General features: G+C 41.6%; 17 protein-coding genes and 2 pseudogenes. 3 read left to right on the forward strand and 16 right to left on the reverse strand.

Features of this window, described 5'->3' with window-relative positions; genetic code table 11:
• Positions 1-128: 128 nt before the first annotated feature.
• From traV to OC193_RS25575, 8 genes are all read right to left on the reverse strand, one after another.
• Positions 129-524 (reverse strand): type IV conjugative transfer system lipoprotein TraV, encoded by a 396-nt coding sequence (traV, locus tag OC193_RS25540; RefSeq protein ID WP_048657845.1) that lies wholly within the window; start codon positions 522-524, stop codon positions 129-131.
• Positions 525-526: 2 nt separating this feature from the next.
• The gene (locus OC193_RS25545) at positions 527-2,065 is read right to left on the reverse strand and encodes a TrbI/VirB10 family protein (protein ID WP_048669620.1); all 1,539 of its coding nucleotides are present in this window, start codon (positions 2,063-2,065) and stop codon (positions 527-529) included.
• A complete protein-coding gene (gene traK, locus OC193_RS25550) occupies positions 2,055-2,840 on the reverse strand; it encodes a type-F conjugative transfer system secretin TraK (protein WP_080967332.1) in 786 nt (261 codons plus the stop codon). Before traK ends, OC193_RS25545 begins: the two co-directional genes overlap by 11 nt.
• Positions 2,827-3,402 carry a type IV conjugative transfer system protein TraE gene (gene traE, locus OC193_RS25555; RefSeq protein ID WP_048662546.1) on the reverse strand — a complete coding sequence of 192 codons (576 nt, stop codon included), beginning with the start codon at positions 3,400-3,402 and terminating at the stop codon, positions 2,827-2,829. The genes traK and traE overlap by 14 nt, the downstream gene beginning before the upstream one ends.
• 14 nt (positions 3,403-3,416) lie before the next feature.
• Positions 3,417-3,719, reverse strand: a complete 303-nt coding sequence (traL, locus tag OC193_RS25560) for a type IV conjugative transfer system protein TraL (protein WP_048661540.1) — start codon at positions 3,717-3,719, stop codon at positions 3,417-3,419.
• 9 nt (positions 3,720-3,728) lie between these two features.
• Positions 3,729-4,016, reverse strand: coding sequence for a type IV conjugative transfer system pilin TraA (traA, locus tag OC193_RS25565; RefSeq protein WP_048661539.1), 288 nt, complete (start codon positions 4,014-4,016; stop codon positions 3,729-3,731).
• Between the two features lie 78 nt (positions 4,017-4,094).
• Complete coding sequence (locus OC193_RS25570; RefSeq protein ID WP_048661538.1) at positions 4,095-4,460, reverse strand: hypothetical protein; 366 nt, start codon at positions 4,458-4,460, stop codon at positions 4,095-4,097.
• Positions 4,461-4,804: 344 nt separating this feature from the next.
• A complete protein-coding gene (locus OC193_RS25575; protein WP_048661537.1) occupies positions 4,805-4,984 on the reverse strand; it encodes a TraY domain-containing protein in 180 nt (59 codons plus the stop codon).
• A gap of 793 nt (positions 4,985-5,777) precedes the next feature.
• Here OC193_RS25575 and OC193_RS25580 point away from each other — a divergent pair.
• A complete protein-coding gene (locus tag OC193_RS25580; protein ID WP_048661255.1) occupies positions 5,778-6,611 on the forward strand; it encodes a hypothetical protein in 834 nt (277 codons plus the stop codon).
• A gap of 904 nt (positions 6,612-7,515) precedes the next feature.
• On the opposite strand, the gene OC193_RS25585 is transcribed toward OC193_RS25580, so the two are convergent.
• The 4 genes from OC193_RS25585 to OC193_RS25600 form a co-directional block, all read right to left on the reverse strand.
• A complete protein-coding gene (locus OC193_RS25585) occupies positions 7,516-9,213 on the reverse strand; it encodes a sensor domain-containing protein (RefSeq protein ID WP_230682304.1) in 1,698 nt (565 codons plus the stop codon).
• A 333-nt stretch (positions 9,214-9,546) separates the two neighbouring features.
• Complete coding sequence (locus tag OC193_RS25590; protein WP_048661454.1) at positions 9,547-11,160, reverse strand: methyl-accepting chemotaxis protein; 1,614 nt, start codon at positions 11,158-11,160, stop codon at positions 9,547-9,549.
• Between the two features lie 438 nt (positions 11,161-11,598).
• Positions 11,599-11,856, reverse strand: a complete 258-nt coding sequence (locus OC193_RS25595; RefSeq protein WP_048661453.1) for a hypothetical protein — start codon at positions 11,854-11,856, stop codon at positions 11,599-11,601.
• Positions 11,846-12,205, reverse strand: a complete 360-nt coding sequence (locus OC193_RS25600; protein ID WP_048661452.1) for a hypothetical protein — start codon at positions 12,203-12,205, stop codon at positions 11,846-11,848. The genes OC193_RS25595 and OC193_RS25600 overlap by 11 nt, the downstream gene beginning before the upstream one ends.
• 414 nt (positions 12,206-12,619) lie before the next feature.
• On the opposite strand from OC193_RS25600, the gene OC193_RS25605 reads away from it, so the two are divergent.
• Positions 12,620-14,125, forward strand: a complete 1,506-nt coding sequence (locus OC193_RS25605; protein ID WP_048661451.1) for an aldehyde dehydrogenase family protein — start codon at positions 12,620-12,622, stop codon at positions 14,123-14,125.
• A 338-nt stretch (positions 14,126-14,463) separates the two neighbouring features.
• Here the strand turns inward: OC193_RS25605 and OC193_RS26115 are convergent.
• Positions 14,464-14,564, reverse strand: a pseudogene (locus OC193_RS26115) (IS5/IS1182 family transposase); the annotation flags it as partial.
• On the opposite strand from OC193_RS26115, the pseudogene OC193_RS26120 reads away from it, so the two are divergent.
• Positions 14,565-15,029, forward strand: a pseudogene (locus OC193_RS26120) (integrase core domain-containing protein); the annotation flags it as partial.
• 35 nt (positions 15,030-15,064) lie between these two features.
• On the opposite strand, the gene OC193_RS25620 reads toward OC193_RS26120, so the two are convergent.
• The 3 genes from OC193_RS25620 to OC193_RS25630 form a co-directional block, all read right to left on the reverse strand.
• Positions 15,065-16,045 carry a GlxA family transcriptional regulator gene (locus tag OC193_RS25620; RefSeq protein WP_048661449.1) on the reverse strand — a complete coding sequence of 327 codons (981 nt, stop codon included), beginning with the start codon at positions 16,043-16,045 and terminating at the stop codon, positions 15,065-15,067.
• Between the two features lie 206 nt (positions 16,046-16,251).
• The gene (locus OC193_RS25625; RefSeq protein WP_048661448.1) at positions 16,252-16,731 is read right to left on the reverse strand and encodes a hypothetical protein; all 480 of its coding nucleotides are present in this window, start codon (positions 16,729-16,731) and stop codon (positions 16,252-16,254) included.
• Positions 16,715-17,512 (reverse strand): winged helix-turn-helix domain-containing protein, encoded by a 798-nt coding sequence (locus OC193_RS25630; protein ID WP_048661460.1) that lies wholly within the window; start codon positions 17,510-17,512, stop codon positions 16,715-16,717. Before OC193_RS25630 ends, OC193_RS25625 begins: the two co-directional genes overlap by 17 nt.
• Between the last annotated feature and the right edge of the window lie 107 nt (positions 17,513-17,619).

The following is a 17,619-nucleotide window of genomic DNA, read 5'->3' on the forward strand; positions in this document are numbered from 1 at the left end:
ATGTTAGGGGGCGTGACACAATCTTGGATCGCTTGATGGATTACCCCCTAATTGAGAGAAGTCTGAGACTGAATGTCGCGCGCCCATGATAAAAATGATGTTTAAGCTTCGTTTCTTTTTTTTCCTAATCAATCTTTCCAAATCGCGCGCGCAGGGCGCCCAGACCAACGGCTATCGTCTAAGACAAAGTAAACATCCATCGTATCGATGTAGTGATTGTCTTTGTCTATGAAAGGGAAGACGGTGAGTTTTTTAACGTGTTCTTGGCTTCGCTCAGGCTCACCATCTCGGCTACGCCTTGGCAGTAAGGTAAAGACAGAAGGTGGGGCGAGACGAGATTGAGGAGAGACGGTGGCATTTCCACTGTCTCCGGTATAACCGTATAGGTTGTCTCGAACCTCGTTCATGGTGACACACCCTGAAACGCCGCCGACCTTATCGCAACTGTATTCGCTCTCAAAGCCCGCGCTGCAACCGGTCAGACCTAAGAGTATCGATAGTGAGAACAAAGAATGCCTATTCATGGTTATTCCTCACGCCCAAAGCCCACGTCGCTTAACCCTTGTTGGGTTATTTTTTGCGCTAATGGGTTGATGGGGGCAGTTTGAGTGGTTTGTGGAAGAGAGGGAACGTTGGTGATGACATCCAAGAGCTGGTTGCTGTTGGAGACTTGCTCACGCTGCTCATTAATACGGGTTTCGTATTCATCGGCCAATAGGGGATCTAATGGAAAGCCTTCCAAAAAGACAATATTGACGATGGCACCAGGATTGACTTCCACTATCGGATGATAGAGCTCGGCCAGTTTGATGTAGTAGTCCGCCAATTTGCTGCCAACGCTTTCCGTGGCGCCGCCAAGCAGATTCAACCCAATTTTATCGCTGTTGATGCTTTGACTTGGTCCGAGCGCCGTCGGTGTCGTGGTTTGTGCCAGGGCTTTACCCGCATCACCGACACCTTGCAAGATCCCCGCAATGCCGGCCATTTGAACGATTTTACCGTTTTTCATAATGGTGGTACCGCGAATACCATTGCGCCCAAAGTTAAACACGGTCGCATTGACGGGGATATCGAGAATATCGCCATTAGGGTGGATGCAGCTCATTCTATTGGTGCGAGCGACGCCGCGACTGGATGAGATTTCGCCGTAAACGGCACCGGTGATCGTGCAATTCTTTAATTTGGATTGCTCACCGTTGGGTAAAATCCCCTGATTGACGGTCTGAAAGACAATCGGTGAGGTATCCCCTTGTCCAGAGACGCCCCCATTAGCGTCTGCGCCGCCGGTGATCACGGCGGTCACAAAGGTGCCTGTTGGCACGTAGTTATCGGTCGTGCGACGGGATTGTCTCTCCTCTACACTGGCTTGCCAGTGAAATTCAAAACTATCAAAGGCATCCCCGCTAAAGGCCACATCATCTTGCTCTTGGTACTGGAACTCATTCACCTTGGCGGTATCTATGTTGCTATTAATGGCAGGTCTTGGGGGCAGTTTGTATTGGCCAAAAGTGCTTCCCTGATGGATCTCTACGCTATGTTGATTCGAAGGATCGCCTGCATTGAGGGCTGAGGCTAATTGCGTCTCAAGTTGGACCTTGAGCGCGTCAACTTCATCGAGCTTTTGTTGCATCTGCTGCTCAAGCTCCGTCAATTGCGATGCTTTATCGCGCTCATTGGCTTTTTTAATATTCTCCAACTCAGAGGTTAAGCTTTGTCCAAAGCGACTTAAGGTGCCTTCGAACCGCGCTAAGCTTTGCTCGATTTGGTTGATTTTATCTTGTTGAAACGTCAGGGCGGACTGGTTGTCTTTGTCGGTAAAATCATCGGTGACGACAGCACCAAATCCGACGTCTTGAATGTCCTTGCTTTGCTCTTGGGGAGGCAATGTTAACCGCCAAACAGCAAAAGCCAGGGCGGCAAGCACCAGTAATACCGTGAACGTAATGGTGCGATTGCGCTTTCTTGTTACGGCATTGACCGTGCCACCGTCTTCAAAGTCACCGTCGGTATCTTTGAAGACGCGTTTTTTAAAGCGGTCAAAGGCGTCTTTGGGGTTATCGATCATGGGTGGCGCCTCCTCCGGTAATGAGATAGAGCGTGGTGGTTTGCCCAGGTTTTAACTGATAGGTATCGAGCGCGGCTGAGCGTGCGGAATAGCTGTAGAACTGTGCGGTGGTCAGTGCCATGTCACTGCGGCTTTGATTTTTGAGTTGATAAACCACCCCAGAGTAATCACGGCCAACGAAGACCGTTTGAGGGATGATGGCCAGTGACGCTGCATCTTTGGGTAAGGTTTTGGGGTCAACGTCGTGACGTTTAAAGCCGGCGATGGGGGCGCCATCATGAACAAAACGCATCATGGCTTTGGTGAGCGCTGTCATGGCGGCGGGGTAATCCGCCGCCTGCTCAGTCGGGCTTTGCTGCTCTTTATAGTTTTGCGACCAAACAAACTCCGTGACCAAAGACGGGGTGGCTTTGGGGGTAATAAACAGAGCAAACAATCGCCCTTTTTCTGTCGTCAGGTGCGCGGTAAACGGTAAGGGAAGGTTAATTTTTAAGGTGATAGAGCCGGAAGCGTCTTTTTGGTTGCCCGTTGAGGTACAAAATCCTTTCGGGCAGACGATCGAAATAATACGGTCATTTTTGACCAGCAAACGGTTCACGTTAATGGAAGAGAGTGACAAGGGGATCGTGTCGCCTTCGTCAAACTCATAGCTCACCATAGCGGCATTTTCAGCTAGGGCAAAAGAGGGGATGAAAAAGACCACCCAAAGCGCGATGGACAAAAAATAAAGGTGCCATTGCGGCGATGGGGTGAATGATTGCTCATAAAGATTCATCGGTGTCGACCTCGACTTCTTCAATGGAGAGTAAACCTATGACGCCTTGGTCATAGCTAAAGTTGACTTGATACCACTTCATCTCCGGATCTAGGGCGCGTTGGCCTACGTGCTTTTGGAGTTTCCCATAGAGTTGCACTTGGAGAGTGTTGAGAGAAATACGGACAGACTCGACAGAAAATTGGCTGCTGATGTTGTCTTTTTTAATTACCGTGGCTTCTCGAAGCAACTTAGGTTGAACGATGTGCCAGCTTGTCTCGTCTAAATATTCAAGTAACTGACCAAACTGACGTCCAACGCTGGCTGGCGTAATGTTGAGTTTCAAGTAGAGAAGATAATCCGCCATTTGCTCAAGATAAGGCTCATCGACTGTGCCATCCGAAACCGTAAAGGCTTGAGAGAGGGTGGGTGGGATTAGGGTTCGGCTCTGATGGGTAAGGGCTTGATAACTGGTGTAACCCAACACCAGGTTAGTGATAAGCATGAAAAGAAAGCCTGCACTCAAAAAAAGATTGAGGAGACTTTTGACGGCCAGCTTATCCCGTTTAACAAACGGGTCCATGATGAAGGGTCTCCTTAGAAAATCCAATAGCGACGACAGGCTGAGGGGGTACGCTTAAAGAGGGCGGGGCTGACAAAAGAAGCGCCCCACCAATAAAGTGACAGGGTAACGATATTATCACCGTATTGTGATTTGATGTAACGCAACCCCCCAAACCAAGCCAGCGATAACGTCAGCCCTATCATTTCGTGTTTAAGCCAGAATGAGAGGCCAAAAATGCAGAGGGCAGGCACGAGTTCATCAACAGGGAACCCGAGCCAGCGGCGACCTTTGTTCATGTGTTTTGGGATAGAGAAAAACTGATGAGGGTCTTCCATTGTGACTCCTTAACCTAAGCCGACGAGTGGCGCTCCAACATTCCACAAGACTGAGCCACCAATGAACCCGCCAACGGCCGCAAACCAGTTACGGCTCATCAGTCCAGTGACGACCGCCCCTGCAAGCCCAGTCCCCAGCATGGCGGTTTCAACCGCAGAGCCTTTGCCCGCCGTGTCTTTCATGGCTTGCTTACCTGACGCGAAGATATCGGCAGCCAGAGCAGGCTGAGTGATAAGAAGTGTCGAAACAGCAACGCCAAGCCCGACAAGGAGGGTGCGCTGGGTGCGTGTTTTCATAATAAGTATCCTTATTGAGTGATAAAATTATCAAGTACATGGTCAGGATGGAGGGAAAGGGGGCTCCCTCCCACATCCTTAAGAAAACATCGAAGACTTCGCGTACTTCAAACCACGATTACGGCTCACATGTTGCTTCCAATTTTGAGCGCTAATGATGGTGTTCTTAAGCTTCCGATAACGTTTTTTACAAGCATTATTTGAAGTTGGGAGAGTGAGACGATTAACTGACTGAGCTTGTTTTTGAACCGCGACCAAATGAACACCCTTCCAACAGAAAGGAAATGCAAGGTGCCCAGTAAAAGGCAACAAAGCGGCAAACGCCATGTGTTCACGCCCAACCGTTCCCAGTTCTTTGACGCTGACAAAATCCCCTTGTTCAACAAAGTGGCCTAATAAACTCGCGGCCTCATCTTCACGACAATATCCGTAGATAATTTGCATCGTCCACACTCCTTGTTAGGGCATTGTTTTGTTCTTTTAAAAAAACAAAACGATGGGCTCTCTTTCAAGAGCCGTGCTACAAACTGGCTTGAGCATTCTTGTAGTAGAAGGCGCACATCCAAAGGATGTGGTGTCTGGTATTCCCAAGTAACTCTATTTCACCACTCAACCAGCGTGCTTAATTGAGTAGAAAAACAGCCTTGGACGTCGCCCCAGAGAGGGCTCCTGAATTTGTTAGGCATATTACGCAGGCCTGCGCCCCTCTGCGGCGCTTTTTGCAATAGTGAAGGCAGCCCACCTTCGAGGCCATCAGAGGTAATAATCCCAGACGGCAATCTGATTCGTTACAGCGACCAATTAGGAAAACGTTTGAGGTGATCTTCTAATCGAAGTTTCCCTTCGCGCTTTTTGGCCCGCTCTGCTCTTTTCGCCGAGAGCGTTAACGTTTTATTCGCCTTTGATGAAAGATTAAAAGCGATACCGACTTCCTTGTTCTCAACCATACATTCTGATTTAAAATTCATACAAAAGTCTTCCTAAATAGAAAAAACCGAAACGCTCTCGTTCAGACCGAAACATCAATGAGTCATGTAATCGCTCACTGGCGTCTAATTTTGTTGGGTTTGTGACTGACTTATCATTTCTTGAATTTAACATAATGTAAATAATACGCATAACAATAAACTATTGATTTTAATAGAAATTAAATGATATTTAACGAAGGGCTTGTTTGAATTTTATATAATTAATAGATTAATTATTTTAATTTCCACCCCTCAATGTGCTATAAATTTTTCTAAGGTTATTTTTTATCTTGTTGTTATTTATGGATTTTTCATATCTGCGTATTATTTACATTATGTTAACAATTAACCATCAAGTGAGCATTTTGAGACTTCGAGATTGAAATCTCAGGTGACGACACGCTATAATTGCCTGAGGTCTATAAGGTTAAAACACACAACATTGCCCACTAACCTGTAGTGCCCAGTGTTGTGTGTTTTTTCTAGGATTTAGAGTGTGTTAGAGGTGGTACTCTGACTATATAGCACTCGCAAAAAAGCCGTCTCCCCAATAGTAGACGGCTTTTTTGTGTCTAAAAAACCAGCGTTTGATTTCTTTTATCGGTTGAGATAGCGTGAAATTTCACCGTTTGGACGACCAATCCAAACACCCCAAAAAACTATTGGACCTCAAAATATGACCTTGACTCAGCCTTGGCGTGGGCTAAAGCCCAAACAACACATTCTCAATAACACCGCTTGTTTATCCCTTGGGATGAAGCGTTGTGTGTTTTAAACGTGGACGGTGAATGTTATGAAGACGCCTGGACACGACTCCTCCCCTCCCCCGCTCGATAAATCGAGTTACGATGCGGAGTATCGCCGTAAGCGTAAGGCTCGGAAACTGGATTTGATCGAATTGTATCAACGTGTCGTTGAAGAAGAGAACGCACGAAACCCTAAGACGCCTTTTGAGATCGGATTTAAGTCTCGCCGGTTGCTCCGAAGCGGTAAGGTAGAAACCCTACCGCCAGAATACGCGCGGATCTTAAAAGGGTGTGAAGAATTTATTACCAACCCCAATCGTTTCCCGTCACTCAATGCATGGGGCGGTGAAGCGGTGAATAATGTGCAGTGTCGCACCTTAATTGCGAAAGTATTAGCGTGCATTCTGCCGAACACAGACCTCATTGGAGGGCGCATCGGTTTGCCCACAGAAGCGGGATTGAAAACCATCAGCTACGATCAACTTCAAGAAGATTATGCGTTGCGCTTTGGGGAGTTTATTTCGCCGAAGTCCTTTGCGAAAGCGGTGAAGTATCTAAAGCGTGCCAGCTATTTTCACAGTGAGCGGATCAATGTGTGTGTCGACCAAGACGAAGGGACGATACGCAGCGCACCTGCATACAAACAGTTTACCCCTCGCTTCTTTAATGACTTAAAAGTCGTGCGTTACGCCAACATCAGCGAATTGATCCTCGCGACACGGAAGCGTCAGACAAAGAAAGGACTGAGCTTTCAGTGGCTGTCTTTTCGTAAGATCGCGTCAGGGATACAAGAGATCTTCAATGCGTCAACATTAAACACGTACGCTCAATCAACCTCAGCCTTCTTTAGTGAGTATCAACCCGACCTAGCCCCTAATTAAAGGGATATTTTTGTCTCCGCGAAAGCGGAGGGATCAGCACGTCTGAACCTTATCCTACCCTGCTTTATCTCTCATTTTTCTTGTTTTAATCACCGGGTTGTTTAGGGTTAACTTGCACGCTTGGCCTTATTCGGAAAGAATTTTTCTATTTACGGTTTTTCATGAGAAAAGCAGTGCAATAAAAGGAGGATAAAAAAAACGGCTAAAATTGTGCTCAATAAGGGGCTGCGCTTATGAACACTACGTATGAAGATAAATAGTTAAATGAATAAAAAAATAAATAATTAAGGACAAGCTAAAAAATGACGCGGAAACTTTCTTTTATCATACAACAGGCACCTTCTTCGATTAAACGCTAAGTCATGTGGCCCCCTTTCATCATCTCCTCAATTAACGTTCACCTTCATCCGGATGGTATGGCCTAGTAGGGTAAGGTGAAGTGGTCAAGTAAACTGGAAATCATCAACCAAGAGCTTGGCCATTTCAGAAAAGAGATCACGCCTCACTATCTTCCTCGAGGAACGTGTTCGTAGGAATAAGGGCGCTCTTAGACCATGCTTCACAATACTAAATCAGGAGGGGTTTTACCCCAGCCGTAGATCTGAGATTCATGTAACGAGAGCTGTCTTGCGGCTGCGGCGACTTCGGACTTTCTGGATAATACGTTTGGATTCACCTCATGAGTGCTTGTACTCACTTAACTCAGTGTCTAAAACTGCTGGTGCGGAGCATCCCTCAGTAATCACATAAAACCTAAATTAATGTGTGAAGATAAATCAACCTAGAAGTTACGCAAAAATCAAACTGGCGCAGAATTTCTCTTGTTATACTGGTTTAACATCATTTGATGTTAGGATAGTGGCATGAAAAAGGAAGAAGGAAGAAGGAGACTCTCAATCATGATTCATCCATTAGGTAACACTTTAAATGGGATTCTTCTGATTAATTCATCTGCGGTGACTGGTTTTAAGTAGTAGTACCCCTGTATCATGTCACAACCTATTTCTTCAAGGTAACGCTTTTGCTGTTCAGTTTCTACCCCCTCAGCTACAACAGCTAATCCTAGGTTCTGCGCTAAATCGACCACTGATTTCACTATCACTTTATCATGTATACTAGTAGCTAAGCTGTCAATGAATGACTTGTCAATTTTCAGAATCTGTGCATTAATCTTTTTCAGATACGATAAAGACGAAAACCCAGTACCAAAATCGTCGATGGCGATACAGAATCCGACATGCTCTAACTTTTTCAGCACTTGCATTGTTTTTTCTGGGTTACTTATAAAGATCGACTCTGTCATTTCTAGTTCAAAAATGCTAGGAGATAGTCCCTCGTCAGCAATCATCTTGATGAGGTCCTCAAAGAAATCAGGGTGCTCGAATTGTTGAACAGAGATATTTAGAGCCATTCTACCCGGCAAAAATCGACCTTCTGATTGCCAGTGATGAAGTTGTTTGCAGGCGGCCTTGATAACCCATCTACCGATAGGAAGTATTATTCTATGTTTCTCGGCAATAGGAATAAATTCCTCTGGACTAATTGTACCTAGCTCAGGCTCGTCCCAACGAAGCATAGCTTCAACGCCTGCAACTTCATTGGTAGCTGTATGAAATTTTGGTTGATACACTAGGTGAAACTGATCTTTGTTGTGTATTGCTTTATTTAGCCTGATTGATAACTCTAATTCACGATGGTAACGGGTGCCTATCTGTTCCGTGTAGGGAACAAAGTCCCGTTCAGTCGACTTTGCTTCGTACATGGCTAAGTCTGCATGTGAGAGCACATCATTTAATGTTATACCATCCAAAGGCCATGTAGCCGCGCCGATACTGACGCCAAGAAAGGCCTCCTGCCCTAAATTAATCGAAATAGGTTGATTCAATGCCGTTGCCAATTGGGCAGCTAATTGCGCTGTGCTTTCTTGCGTTGCTCGTTTATGAATCACAACAAACTCATCTCCTCCGACTCGAGCAGCTAAATCACCAGACGGGAGGGCTTGCTCAATTCGTCTAGCTACTTCTTTTAACGCCATATCACCAGCAAGGTGCCCTTTACTATCGTTAAGTTCTTTAAATCGGTCTAAGTCTGCAAACAAGATCGCAAAGCTGTTCTCTTTAGTTGGGTTAAAACCCATAAGCTCATTCGCTTCTTCAATAAAGTAAGCCCGATTAGGCAGTTCCGTTAAGCTATCAAAATGAGTTAATCTCCGCACATTTTCCTCAGCAGCCATTTGAACAGTAATGTCTTTTTTTTCTGCCAGGTAGCAAATAACTTTTCCTGTATCGCATGTTATCGGAGAGATAACAGCTTCTTCAATATACTCAGTACCATCTTTATGTCTATTGAAAAAAATACCCTTCCAAGAACTCCCTGTCTTTAAGGTGCGATGCATGTCACGGTAGTTGTCAACAGGGGTTTTGTTTGATTTAAATATTCTTGGGTTCTTGCCAAGAACGTCACAGAGTGAATAGCCACTCAATTCTTCAAATTTTTTATTGGCGTAAATAATGTCCTTATCAACGTTTGTGATAATAACAGCATTTGAACTTTGGTTTACGATAGAGAAAAAAAATGATAGCTTTTCTTGTTGGATTATCACAGAAACACTATCATTTGGATTTAGTAGGGACTCGGTGCAACCTTTTCTGAATACGTCATGGTGGTGGCAATTAACTGATATGTTAATGGTTTTATCAATTTTGATAACGTGTCCCTCTAATATTCATGAGCGAATAACCCTCTTTTTCGCTCTTTGAGATCAATAAAAAATAGTTATATATCTATATACATTAAATCCGGTAACAAGTATGCCTAAGTCTTCAGAAAGCCTCATCCTCTCCGTACTTGAACTTCATCTTCCACAAACGCTAAACGTTTACCACCTTCTTGTTAATATCTTCTCTTAGGCTGGATTTTTCTGCTCTGTAAGGGATTATTTCAACTTAAAATACGTCAATAATTGTTTAAGTTCTTCGGCTGCACTTGCCATCTCTTGAGTTTGATATGCCATATGTACGCTGGCTTGATTTATCTCTCTGGCTGATAAATGAATTGTACTAACGTTTTCACTCATTTCATTTGAAACGATACCTTGTTGTTCAGCGGAAGCGGCAATTTGTGCGACCATATCATTGGCCCCGTTTAGGCTACTGACCATGGAGACTAATGTGTCTTTTGTTTGTTGAGCCGTTTCCACGCACATGTTAATGCTTGAATTATTACTTTCCATTACAATAAGTACTTCTGAAGTACTAGCAAGTAACTCGTTAATCGTTGATTGAACTTGACTGGTAGAATCTTGAGTTCGACTTGCAAGATTACGAACTTCATCGGCAACCACAGCAAACCCACGACCTTGTTCACCTGCTCGCGCAGCTTCGATCGCGGCATTAAGTGCAAGTAAATTAGTTTGTTCTGACACTTCTTGAATAACTTGCACTACTTGTCCTATGTTATCCACACCGTGTTTTAATGTCGCCATTAGCTGTGTTGTTTCGTCTATAGAGAGAGAGATTGCCGAGACATCTTCGAGTGTGGTGACCATACTTTGGCTGCTGGTTTGTGCTTGGCGAGAGGCTTCACTGGTTTTTTCAGAGCTATATTCAGCGTTCATTGCTACATTATTGATGGTTGCTGACATTTCACTCATTGCCGTTGAAATCTGTTCAAGTTGTGAGTTTTGTGAGGCTAAACTTTGAGCTGTTTCCTCACTGGTAGAAGCTATGCTTTCCGCAAGGAGGCTGGCCTTGTCAGCTGTGCTTTGAGCAGCAATTAATGTACCTCTGATGGTGGTCTGCATCTTACAAAGACCTCGATTTAATTCCCCAATCTCATCTGTTCTGTTCTGCTGGAAGCTTGTTGTTAAATTACCACTAGCGATGATATTGACGTTTTCAATGAATTGCTCGATTGGCTTTACAATGCTATTACCGATCAGGAAGCTGATAGAAAACAAGATCCCTATAATAATTGCTAGTAAGATGCTCTGCTGTATAATATTTGTGTAAACATCTTCTTGGATGTCAGAAATTAATAACCCAGATCCTATAATCCAATCCCATTCTGGAATGTAAGACACATACGAAATCTTGTCTTTTTCTTTTCCTTGTGGGTCACTCCATGTATAGTTTAAAAATCCTGATGAGTTTTTTTTAGCAATACGAGACATTTCCTGCCAATGATAATTACCTTTACTATCTCTAATATTGGTCATGTCTTGACCTATAGAATTTGGCCTCCGCGGGTGAATAATTAGTTTGTTATTTGTGTTGGTCACCCAGAAATAGTTATTATCATCATATCGGAGAGCTGAGAGCGCTTTTTTTGCGGCTGCTTGAGCGTCTTTTTTTTCTAGAGACTTATTGGTTCTGAAATATTGGACTAAGGAGACTGCTGTCTCAACTTGCGTTTGAATTTTATCATGTCTTTCTTCGAGTATTTCCTCTCGTTGCAAGTAGAGATTAAATACTCCAGAAACTAACATAAGTATGGTAGCAATACCGATTGTCATCTGAATTTTTGTTTTTATATATACATTATCTAACATGATTTTAAACTTTAATTGATTGGGTTAACAATAATGAATTAACCATAAAATAAATTTTTATTATTGTTAATAACGTCAAATAATTACGATTAATCAGGCTTTTTGCTTTGTTTCCTAATTCGAAAATAGATAGACAATCCTCTAATGCGGCTAATTATTAGGTGACAGCTATCGTTTCAGACATACCTAACAAGGACTGTTGAAAAACCTGAATAATGTACAAAGGTTATTTCTGATCTTCTTCAAGAGCCCTACTCTATCCAGCCCTGAACTTAAATTGAAACACTTCGCCCCTAACATCATTTTTTGGTGTTTTCTCTGGTATCTAAAAGACACTAAAAGCAATGACAACATGACGATTAATTACGACAAAAACTCAAGACCAAACGACTACTCTTTATTTACCTCAGGATAACCACCTTTACCACCGAAGAATAACTATTGAGAGAGTTTTTCTAAGACAGGGGTAATCGACTGATGAAGTTCACTGGCTTCATATGCACCAGATAAGAGTCTACTTGGGTAAGCAATTGAATTACTAAGAACTTCACCAATATTATTAATATGAATATGAGTATCTGCCACACAAGCGCTCAAGCAAATTTTGATAAATTGCTTTGAAGTATCAAGTTCAAGCAGACGCGCACATCGCAGTGCTTCTTTAGTTCTTTCGTAAAGCATTTCTTCAGATAACACGATTAACGCCCTCTCCATTCAATAACATAACAATGTGAAACTCTTCGCTCTTCCTCATTGCGGCAAGGAAAAGGCTCTCTCTCATTTCTTTTTGGACTGTATTATTGCTAAGTACATATTTCGTCAACACGCTAATAGCGAGTTTTTCGCTCATTTCTTCTTGACTAACAATTGCTGACAAGACGCTTTTCGATAAGTTTGACGAAATGTCAAAATTCAATTCTTTTGCCGTTACAAGCATCGCTTTTATCACTTTGTTTTTTTGAGCTCTGATTGTACATATTTTCAGTTCATGTTTATCAAATGCATACCCAATGTCATCTAACAGTTGGCTCAGTTCTTGATACACTTTGTCTTCCTCTAATTCATTGTTCTTGTTCGTCTTATGTTAACGTTATCTGTTTAAAATAAAATAGTGAAACCGATTGCATCAATAAATAAACAAAATAAATATCATGTAGTTATAAAAAAAACATCATTATTATGTCCAAAAAAGAGGGGGAATATGTCCTATTTGGTTACTAGGCAATGGATGTATACCAATTTATCTATATTAAATAAATTGGTATACATCGACTGGTTACCATTAGAAAAACGACATAGACCCCTTTCATTTAGGACTTTAATTACGACCACTTATCCATAAACCATTGAGTTTGTGTGGTTAAATTTGAAAGTAACTAAATCTATGAGCGAGATTGCTTATTTTATTTTTCTAGGCGAGTAGATCATAATACACAGAATCTTAAAAAGGGAACTGAAAATGTTATATGCACAACCTGGAACTGAAAACTCAATTGTTGATTTCAAGCCACAATATCAAAATTTTATTGGAGGAGTATGGGTTGCACCGAAAAATGGAAAGTATTTTACCAATACCTCTCCAATCAACCACTCAGTAATTTGCGAAATTCCAGCTTCAACTCAAGAAGATATCGATTTAGCCGTCAATTTTGCACACAGCGCAAAAAGCAATTGGGCTTCAACATCAGTTACTGAGCGTTCGAACATACTACTAAAAATCGCAGATCGCATTGAACAGAATCTTGAGATGCTTGCTATTGCTGAAACATGGGATAACGGGAAGCCTATCCGCGAGACGCTCGCCGCGGATCTACCTCTGGTAGTCGACCATTTTCGATATTTTGCTGGATGCATTAGAGCCCAAGAAGGCTCTACTGCAGAACTTGATTCACAAACCATGACCTACCACTTCCCTGAACCTGTTGGGGTTGTCGGACAAATTATTCCATGGAACTTTCCACTATTGATGGCGGCTTGGAAACTAGCACCAGCACTGGCTGCCGGTTGTTGCGTCATCTTGAAGCCAGCAGAGCAAACTCCTGCATCGATCTTAATCTTAATGGAGCTCATCGAAGACCTCGTACCTGCTGGTGTAATTAATATTGTTAATGGCTATGGCTCAGAAGCGGGTCAAGCGCTGGCAACACATACAAAAATCGAAAAAATCGCCTTTACTGGTTCGACAGAAGTTGGACAACATATCCTTAAGTGCGCTGCTGATAACTTAATCCCATCAACAGTCGAGCTAGGTGGGAAGTCTCCAAACATCTTTATGGCTGATATATTTGATCACGAAGATAGTTATCTTGATAAGTGTATCGAAGGCGTATTACTGGCTTTCTTCAATCAAGGTGAAGTCTGCACATGTCCTTCGCGAGTTCTGATTCAAGAATCTATTTACGATCGCTTTATTTCACGTTTACAAACTCGTATGAAAACGATCAAACAAGGAAACCCGCTTGATACCGATACACAAGTCGGCTCACAGGTTTCAAGAGAACAGTTTGACAAAATCCGTCAATACATAGTCCTTGGTCATGAAGAAGGCGCTGAATTACTTATTGGCGGTAAGAGTTATGAAGACAATGGCTACTTTGTCGAGCCAACTCTTTTCAAAGGAACTAATGAGATGCGTATTTTCCAAGAAGAGATCTTTGGTCCAGTAGTTGCTGTTACTACATTTAAAGACTCTGAAGAAGCCTTGACTATCGCAAACAATACTGAGTATGGATTAGGTGCTGGGTTATGGACACGTGACAACAATCTGATTTCACATATGACGAAAAATATCCAAGCTGGACGAATTTGGGTTAATTGCTACCACGCGTATCCAGCTCACGCTGCATTTGGTGGCTACAAAAAATCCGGCATTGGTCGAGAAACACACAAAATGATGCTAGATCATTACCAAAATACTAAAAATATCATTGTGAGCCATAGTATTGAGACATTAGGCTTCTTCTAATTATTCAACGGCTTCTCTGCCCGATGGTTTATCGGGCAGATTTATATCATAATACTAATTTTCAAACTAAGTGAGATGAAATTAGCTATTAATTCATATTTAATTTCAAATATTTATGAAATATATAAAAGAAGAAGAATATTGAAAATATAAATCTAACATAAAAATAATTGGCTGATAAGTTGATAATTTTGGTATTTCCAAAATGAAAGCTTTCAGTAAATAAGGAAAGATGACAGAAAAAATCAGAATTTACAAAAAATTTACTAGCACTCAATGCTGCAATAGCTCGCTTAATCTTAATAACAGCGTGGCACGCTCTCGTATCATAAGCACCATCGCCAGACTCTACGCGCGCCATCCGTCCCTTGTTTTTTGACTTTCCATTCACCTTCGCCATAAACCTTAGGCCAGTTTCATCAATGACTAGGTACTGTAGTGCTACTCTCGGCGAACAGCAGCCAAGACAGTCGATTTTATAGTGGAAGAGATGCCATTTCCTATCCAGCGTATTCAAACGGAGAGAGGGCGTGAATTTTTCGCTGATAAAGTTCAAAAGCAACTCATGACTTATGGCATTAAGTTTAGCCCAAATAAGCCTGGCTCACCTCATTTGAATAGCAAAGTCGAACGCTCACAGAAAACAGATAAAACCGAGTTCTATCCGACCATAGATGTCTCTGTGGGGCCGGAAAACTGGACCTGCTACTAGCACTACTACAACTGGGAACGGCCCCACAGCTCGTTAAAGGGACTAGCCCCGATAGACAGGGTTACTGAGATGTCTGACCAAACTACTTTGTTTGAAGAGGTATCTCAGCACTCCCAGACCAAGAAAGAACGGTTTCAAGAGCAGAATTACAAGCTCGAGCTTCAGCTAAGAAAATTGAAACCATCTCTGTGAAGCACACAATTTAATGCAGTCTCTCAATAACACCGCTAAACCTTACAAACCTGTGTCATTTTACGATACTCTACGGGTGTCATATTGTAAAATTTTTTAAATAGTGTTCTAAAATGGTTTATGTCACTATAACCAACCTGTTGGGATATTTGTTCTATATTTAAGCTTGTAGTGTCTAATTTATCTCTAGCTAATGCGACTCGAATACGCTGGATATAACTCATTGGTGATTCGCCAGTTGCTGCTTTGAAGCGACGTTTCATTTGCCTTTCACTCAAAAAACTTTTTTCTGCACATACAGAGACGGATAGCATACTAGGGGTTTCATTATGCATCCACTCTTGCAATCGATAAATCAAATCGTCATTATGTTGATGGTATTGAGAAAAACTTGTTAAACAAATTCGTTTTACTTTCGAAATGTCACCTCCTAAATACTGCTCACATTTAACTCCTTGGGCGCTCCCCCAAAAGGCATCTATTAACAAAATTGTTGCTTGAAAATATTCTTTAATACCAGAGGTGCAAATATATCGGCCATCATGAGTTATTTTCAAATTGGGTTTTAATTTTACTTGAGGAAAATATTCACGAAAGAGTTCAGTATACTCCCAATGTGTAGTTGCGCTTCGTTTGTTTAAAACACCAAGTTCTGCTAGAAGAAATGCCCCCGTACATAAAGAAAGAACAAACTCGCTCTGCATGATTTGTTTTTTTAACCAAGAATTAACTTCTTTGGAGAATACATAAGACTCTTTATTTATATCACCACATGCGCCTATTAGTAAAACATCTGTATATTCAACGGATTTCCAATGTGTATAACCGTTTATTGTAAGTTCTCCCAGAAATTGAGTAGGGCCTTCTGCAATGGAGATATAACTAACCTGTGGTACAGGAACCCCAGCTTGTATTGCAGCGATTGTCAGCATTTCAACGGGCCCCAATATTGATGTTATTGGGCTTCCTTCTAACAAGAGTGCCGTTATCTTTAAGGGTTTTCTTTTGTCGAGCATAAGTATCGCGCTTCTCTTTTGTGTCCCATTTGCCAATACTATGTCTGAATAGCCACCTTGAAACTAATAAAGAAATCCAAATGTTAAATTGTATTCATTGATTGCTATGAATGATTTTCAATCTTAACTAATTGATATTTAATGGTTATTTTTTAAAATTTAAAGTTATAACTAAATCTGTTGATAATTTAGATTAATTACTCCACTTAATCTGCGGTGAGACATTGAACCCTGTTGGTCAATAAGCTTGAATAACAAAAAGTATATCTGTCTTGATACAAGGTTTGGAAAAACTGTTCTGAGGAATCCGCCATTAAGTGAGCTTTTACGAGGTCAGGCTCAGTTGAATGAGTGTAGTTTTTACTACCTAGAGTGTTAGTCTTAGAGAAAAGATTTTTTCCAAAAAAATAAACAGAGTAGTAGACATTTAATGCTTTGGTTTCACCTTCAGATAGCATACTCGAATGTAGGTCATGAACTCCTCCAAATTTGTGAGCAAAGGTAATAACTTCTTTGAAGGATTTAGCTTCTAAGTTAGTGTATGTGCGACCACGCGAGAACAACATAGTATTCTCGCGACCATCGAGGAATGGAGGATGGTTAAGGACACTCAACAATGAGATAAGAGTAATTAGTAGCGCATTTACGACAAATAAAAATATAATCATCTTATTGACATTGTTCATTAATTACCTCCTTCATTTTTTCAATTGAATAATTTCGAGAAAAACTCATATTCAAGGTGTTTCGTACATGTAAGTCTTTTAGTTGATATACACAAGATAAATAGATTTCTTCTGGATTCTCAGAAATATATAACATAAACAAATTATTTTTGTATGCCCCTTTGAATGCTTTGAAGTGATTCTCACCGCTTTCATTACTATTAAAAAAGTAGGTTACTCCTAAGTAATCACGACGCTCCCATTCAATACGTTCTGTGGTATTATCGTAATATATGATTTGCGTTAACCAAGCTATACTAAGTAATAAAATAAGTGACAGAACCAATAAAATAAACTTTTGAATGTAATTCGAGCGCTGTGGAGAAAGTTTTTTTTCTTGAACCTCTACCTTAAGAGGTTCTTGGGGCGAGTTTGGAGGAGGTATTAACCGGTTATCTTGTACGCTGACAACTGGCATTTTCATTTCTATAACATCTTTTACAAGGCAATAACCATGTTTAGGAACGGTTTTTATTATGTTTTGCTCGCGACCGTTATCACCTAAAGCCATTCGAAGGTGGGCTATCGACTGGGTCAAACTAGCTTTCGAGACTACTCGCCCTGGCCAAGCCGCCTTTATCAAAGTACTTTTAGACACTGTACTTCCTTCATGTTGGCACAGAATCTCTAAAATTTTGCAATCTGTAGAGTGCAGTTTTTTGCTTATCTCACCATTTTTTTTGGTTAATTGTCGTCTAAGTGTTGGATTGAATGTCCATAGATTGTTTTTTTGTTTAGTCATTAAGGTCAACTACTTTTCATTATTTTCATGTATATCTACACATTGAACTGAACTGCTCGATAGTTGGATATAACAATATCGATAGGAGTTTTCCACTAGGACCTGAA

This window comes from Vibrio crassostreae, assembly GCF_024347415.1.
Taxonomy (GTDB): domain Bacteria; phylum Pseudomonadota; class Gammaproteobacteria; order Enterobacterales; family Vibrionaceae; genus Vibrio; species Vibrio crassostreae.

Bases quoted from the DNA above. Each gene is read 5' to 3' on its own strand.
- traV (WP_048657845.1), bottom strand. From the start codon at position 524: ATGAATAGGCATTCTTTGTTCTCACTATCGATACTCTTAGGTCTGACC.
- OC193_RS25545 (WP_048669620.1), bottom strand. From the start codon at position 2,065: ATGATCGATAACCCCAAAGACGCCTTTGACCGCTTTAAAAAACGCGTC.
- traK (WP_080967332.1), bottom strand. From the start codon at position 2,840: ATGAATCTTTATGAGCAATCATTCACCCCATCGCCGCAATGGCACCTT.
- traE (WP_048662546.1), bottom strand. From the start codon at position 3,402: ATGGACCCGTTTGTTAAACGGGATAAGCTGGCCGTCAAAAGTCTCCTC.
- traL (WP_048661540.1), bottom strand. From the start codon at position 3,719: ATGGAAGACCCTCATCAGTTTTTCTCTATCCCAAAACACATGAACAAA.
- traA (WP_048661539.1), bottom strand. From the start codon at position 4,016: ATGAAAACACGCACCCAGCGCACCCTCCTTGTCGGGCTTGGCGTTGCT.
- OC193_RS25570 (WP_048661538.1), bottom strand. From the start codon at position 4,460: ATGCAAATTATCTACGGATATTGTCGTGAAGATGAGGCCGCGAGTTTA.
- OC193_RS25575 (WP_048661537.1), bottom strand. From the start codon at position 4,984: ATGAATTTTAAATCAGAATGTATGGTTGAGAACAAGGAAGTCGGTATC.
- OC193_RS25580 (WP_048661255.1), top strand. From the start codon at position 5,778: ATGAAGACGCCTGGACACGACTCCTCCCCTCCCCCGCTCGATAAATCG.
- OC193_RS25590 (WP_048661454.1), bottom strand. From the start codon at position 11,160: ATGTTAGATAATGTATATATAAAAACAAAAATTCAGATGACAATCGGT.
- OC193_RS25605 (WP_048661451.1), top strand. From the start codon at position 12,620: ATGTTATATGCACAACCTGGAACTGAAAACTCAATTGTTGATTTCAAG.
- OC193_RS25620 (WP_048661449.1), bottom strand. From the start codon at position 16,045: ATGCTCGACAAAAGAAAACCCTTAAAGATAACGGCACTCTTGTTAGAA.
- OC193_RS25625 (WP_048661448.1), bottom strand. From the start codon at position 16,731: ATGAACAATGTCAATAAGATGATTATATTTTTATTTGTCGTAAATGCG.
- OC193_RS25630 (WP_048661460.1), bottom strand. From the start codon at position 17,512: ATGACTAAACAAAAAAACAATCTATGGACATTCAATCCAACACTTAGA.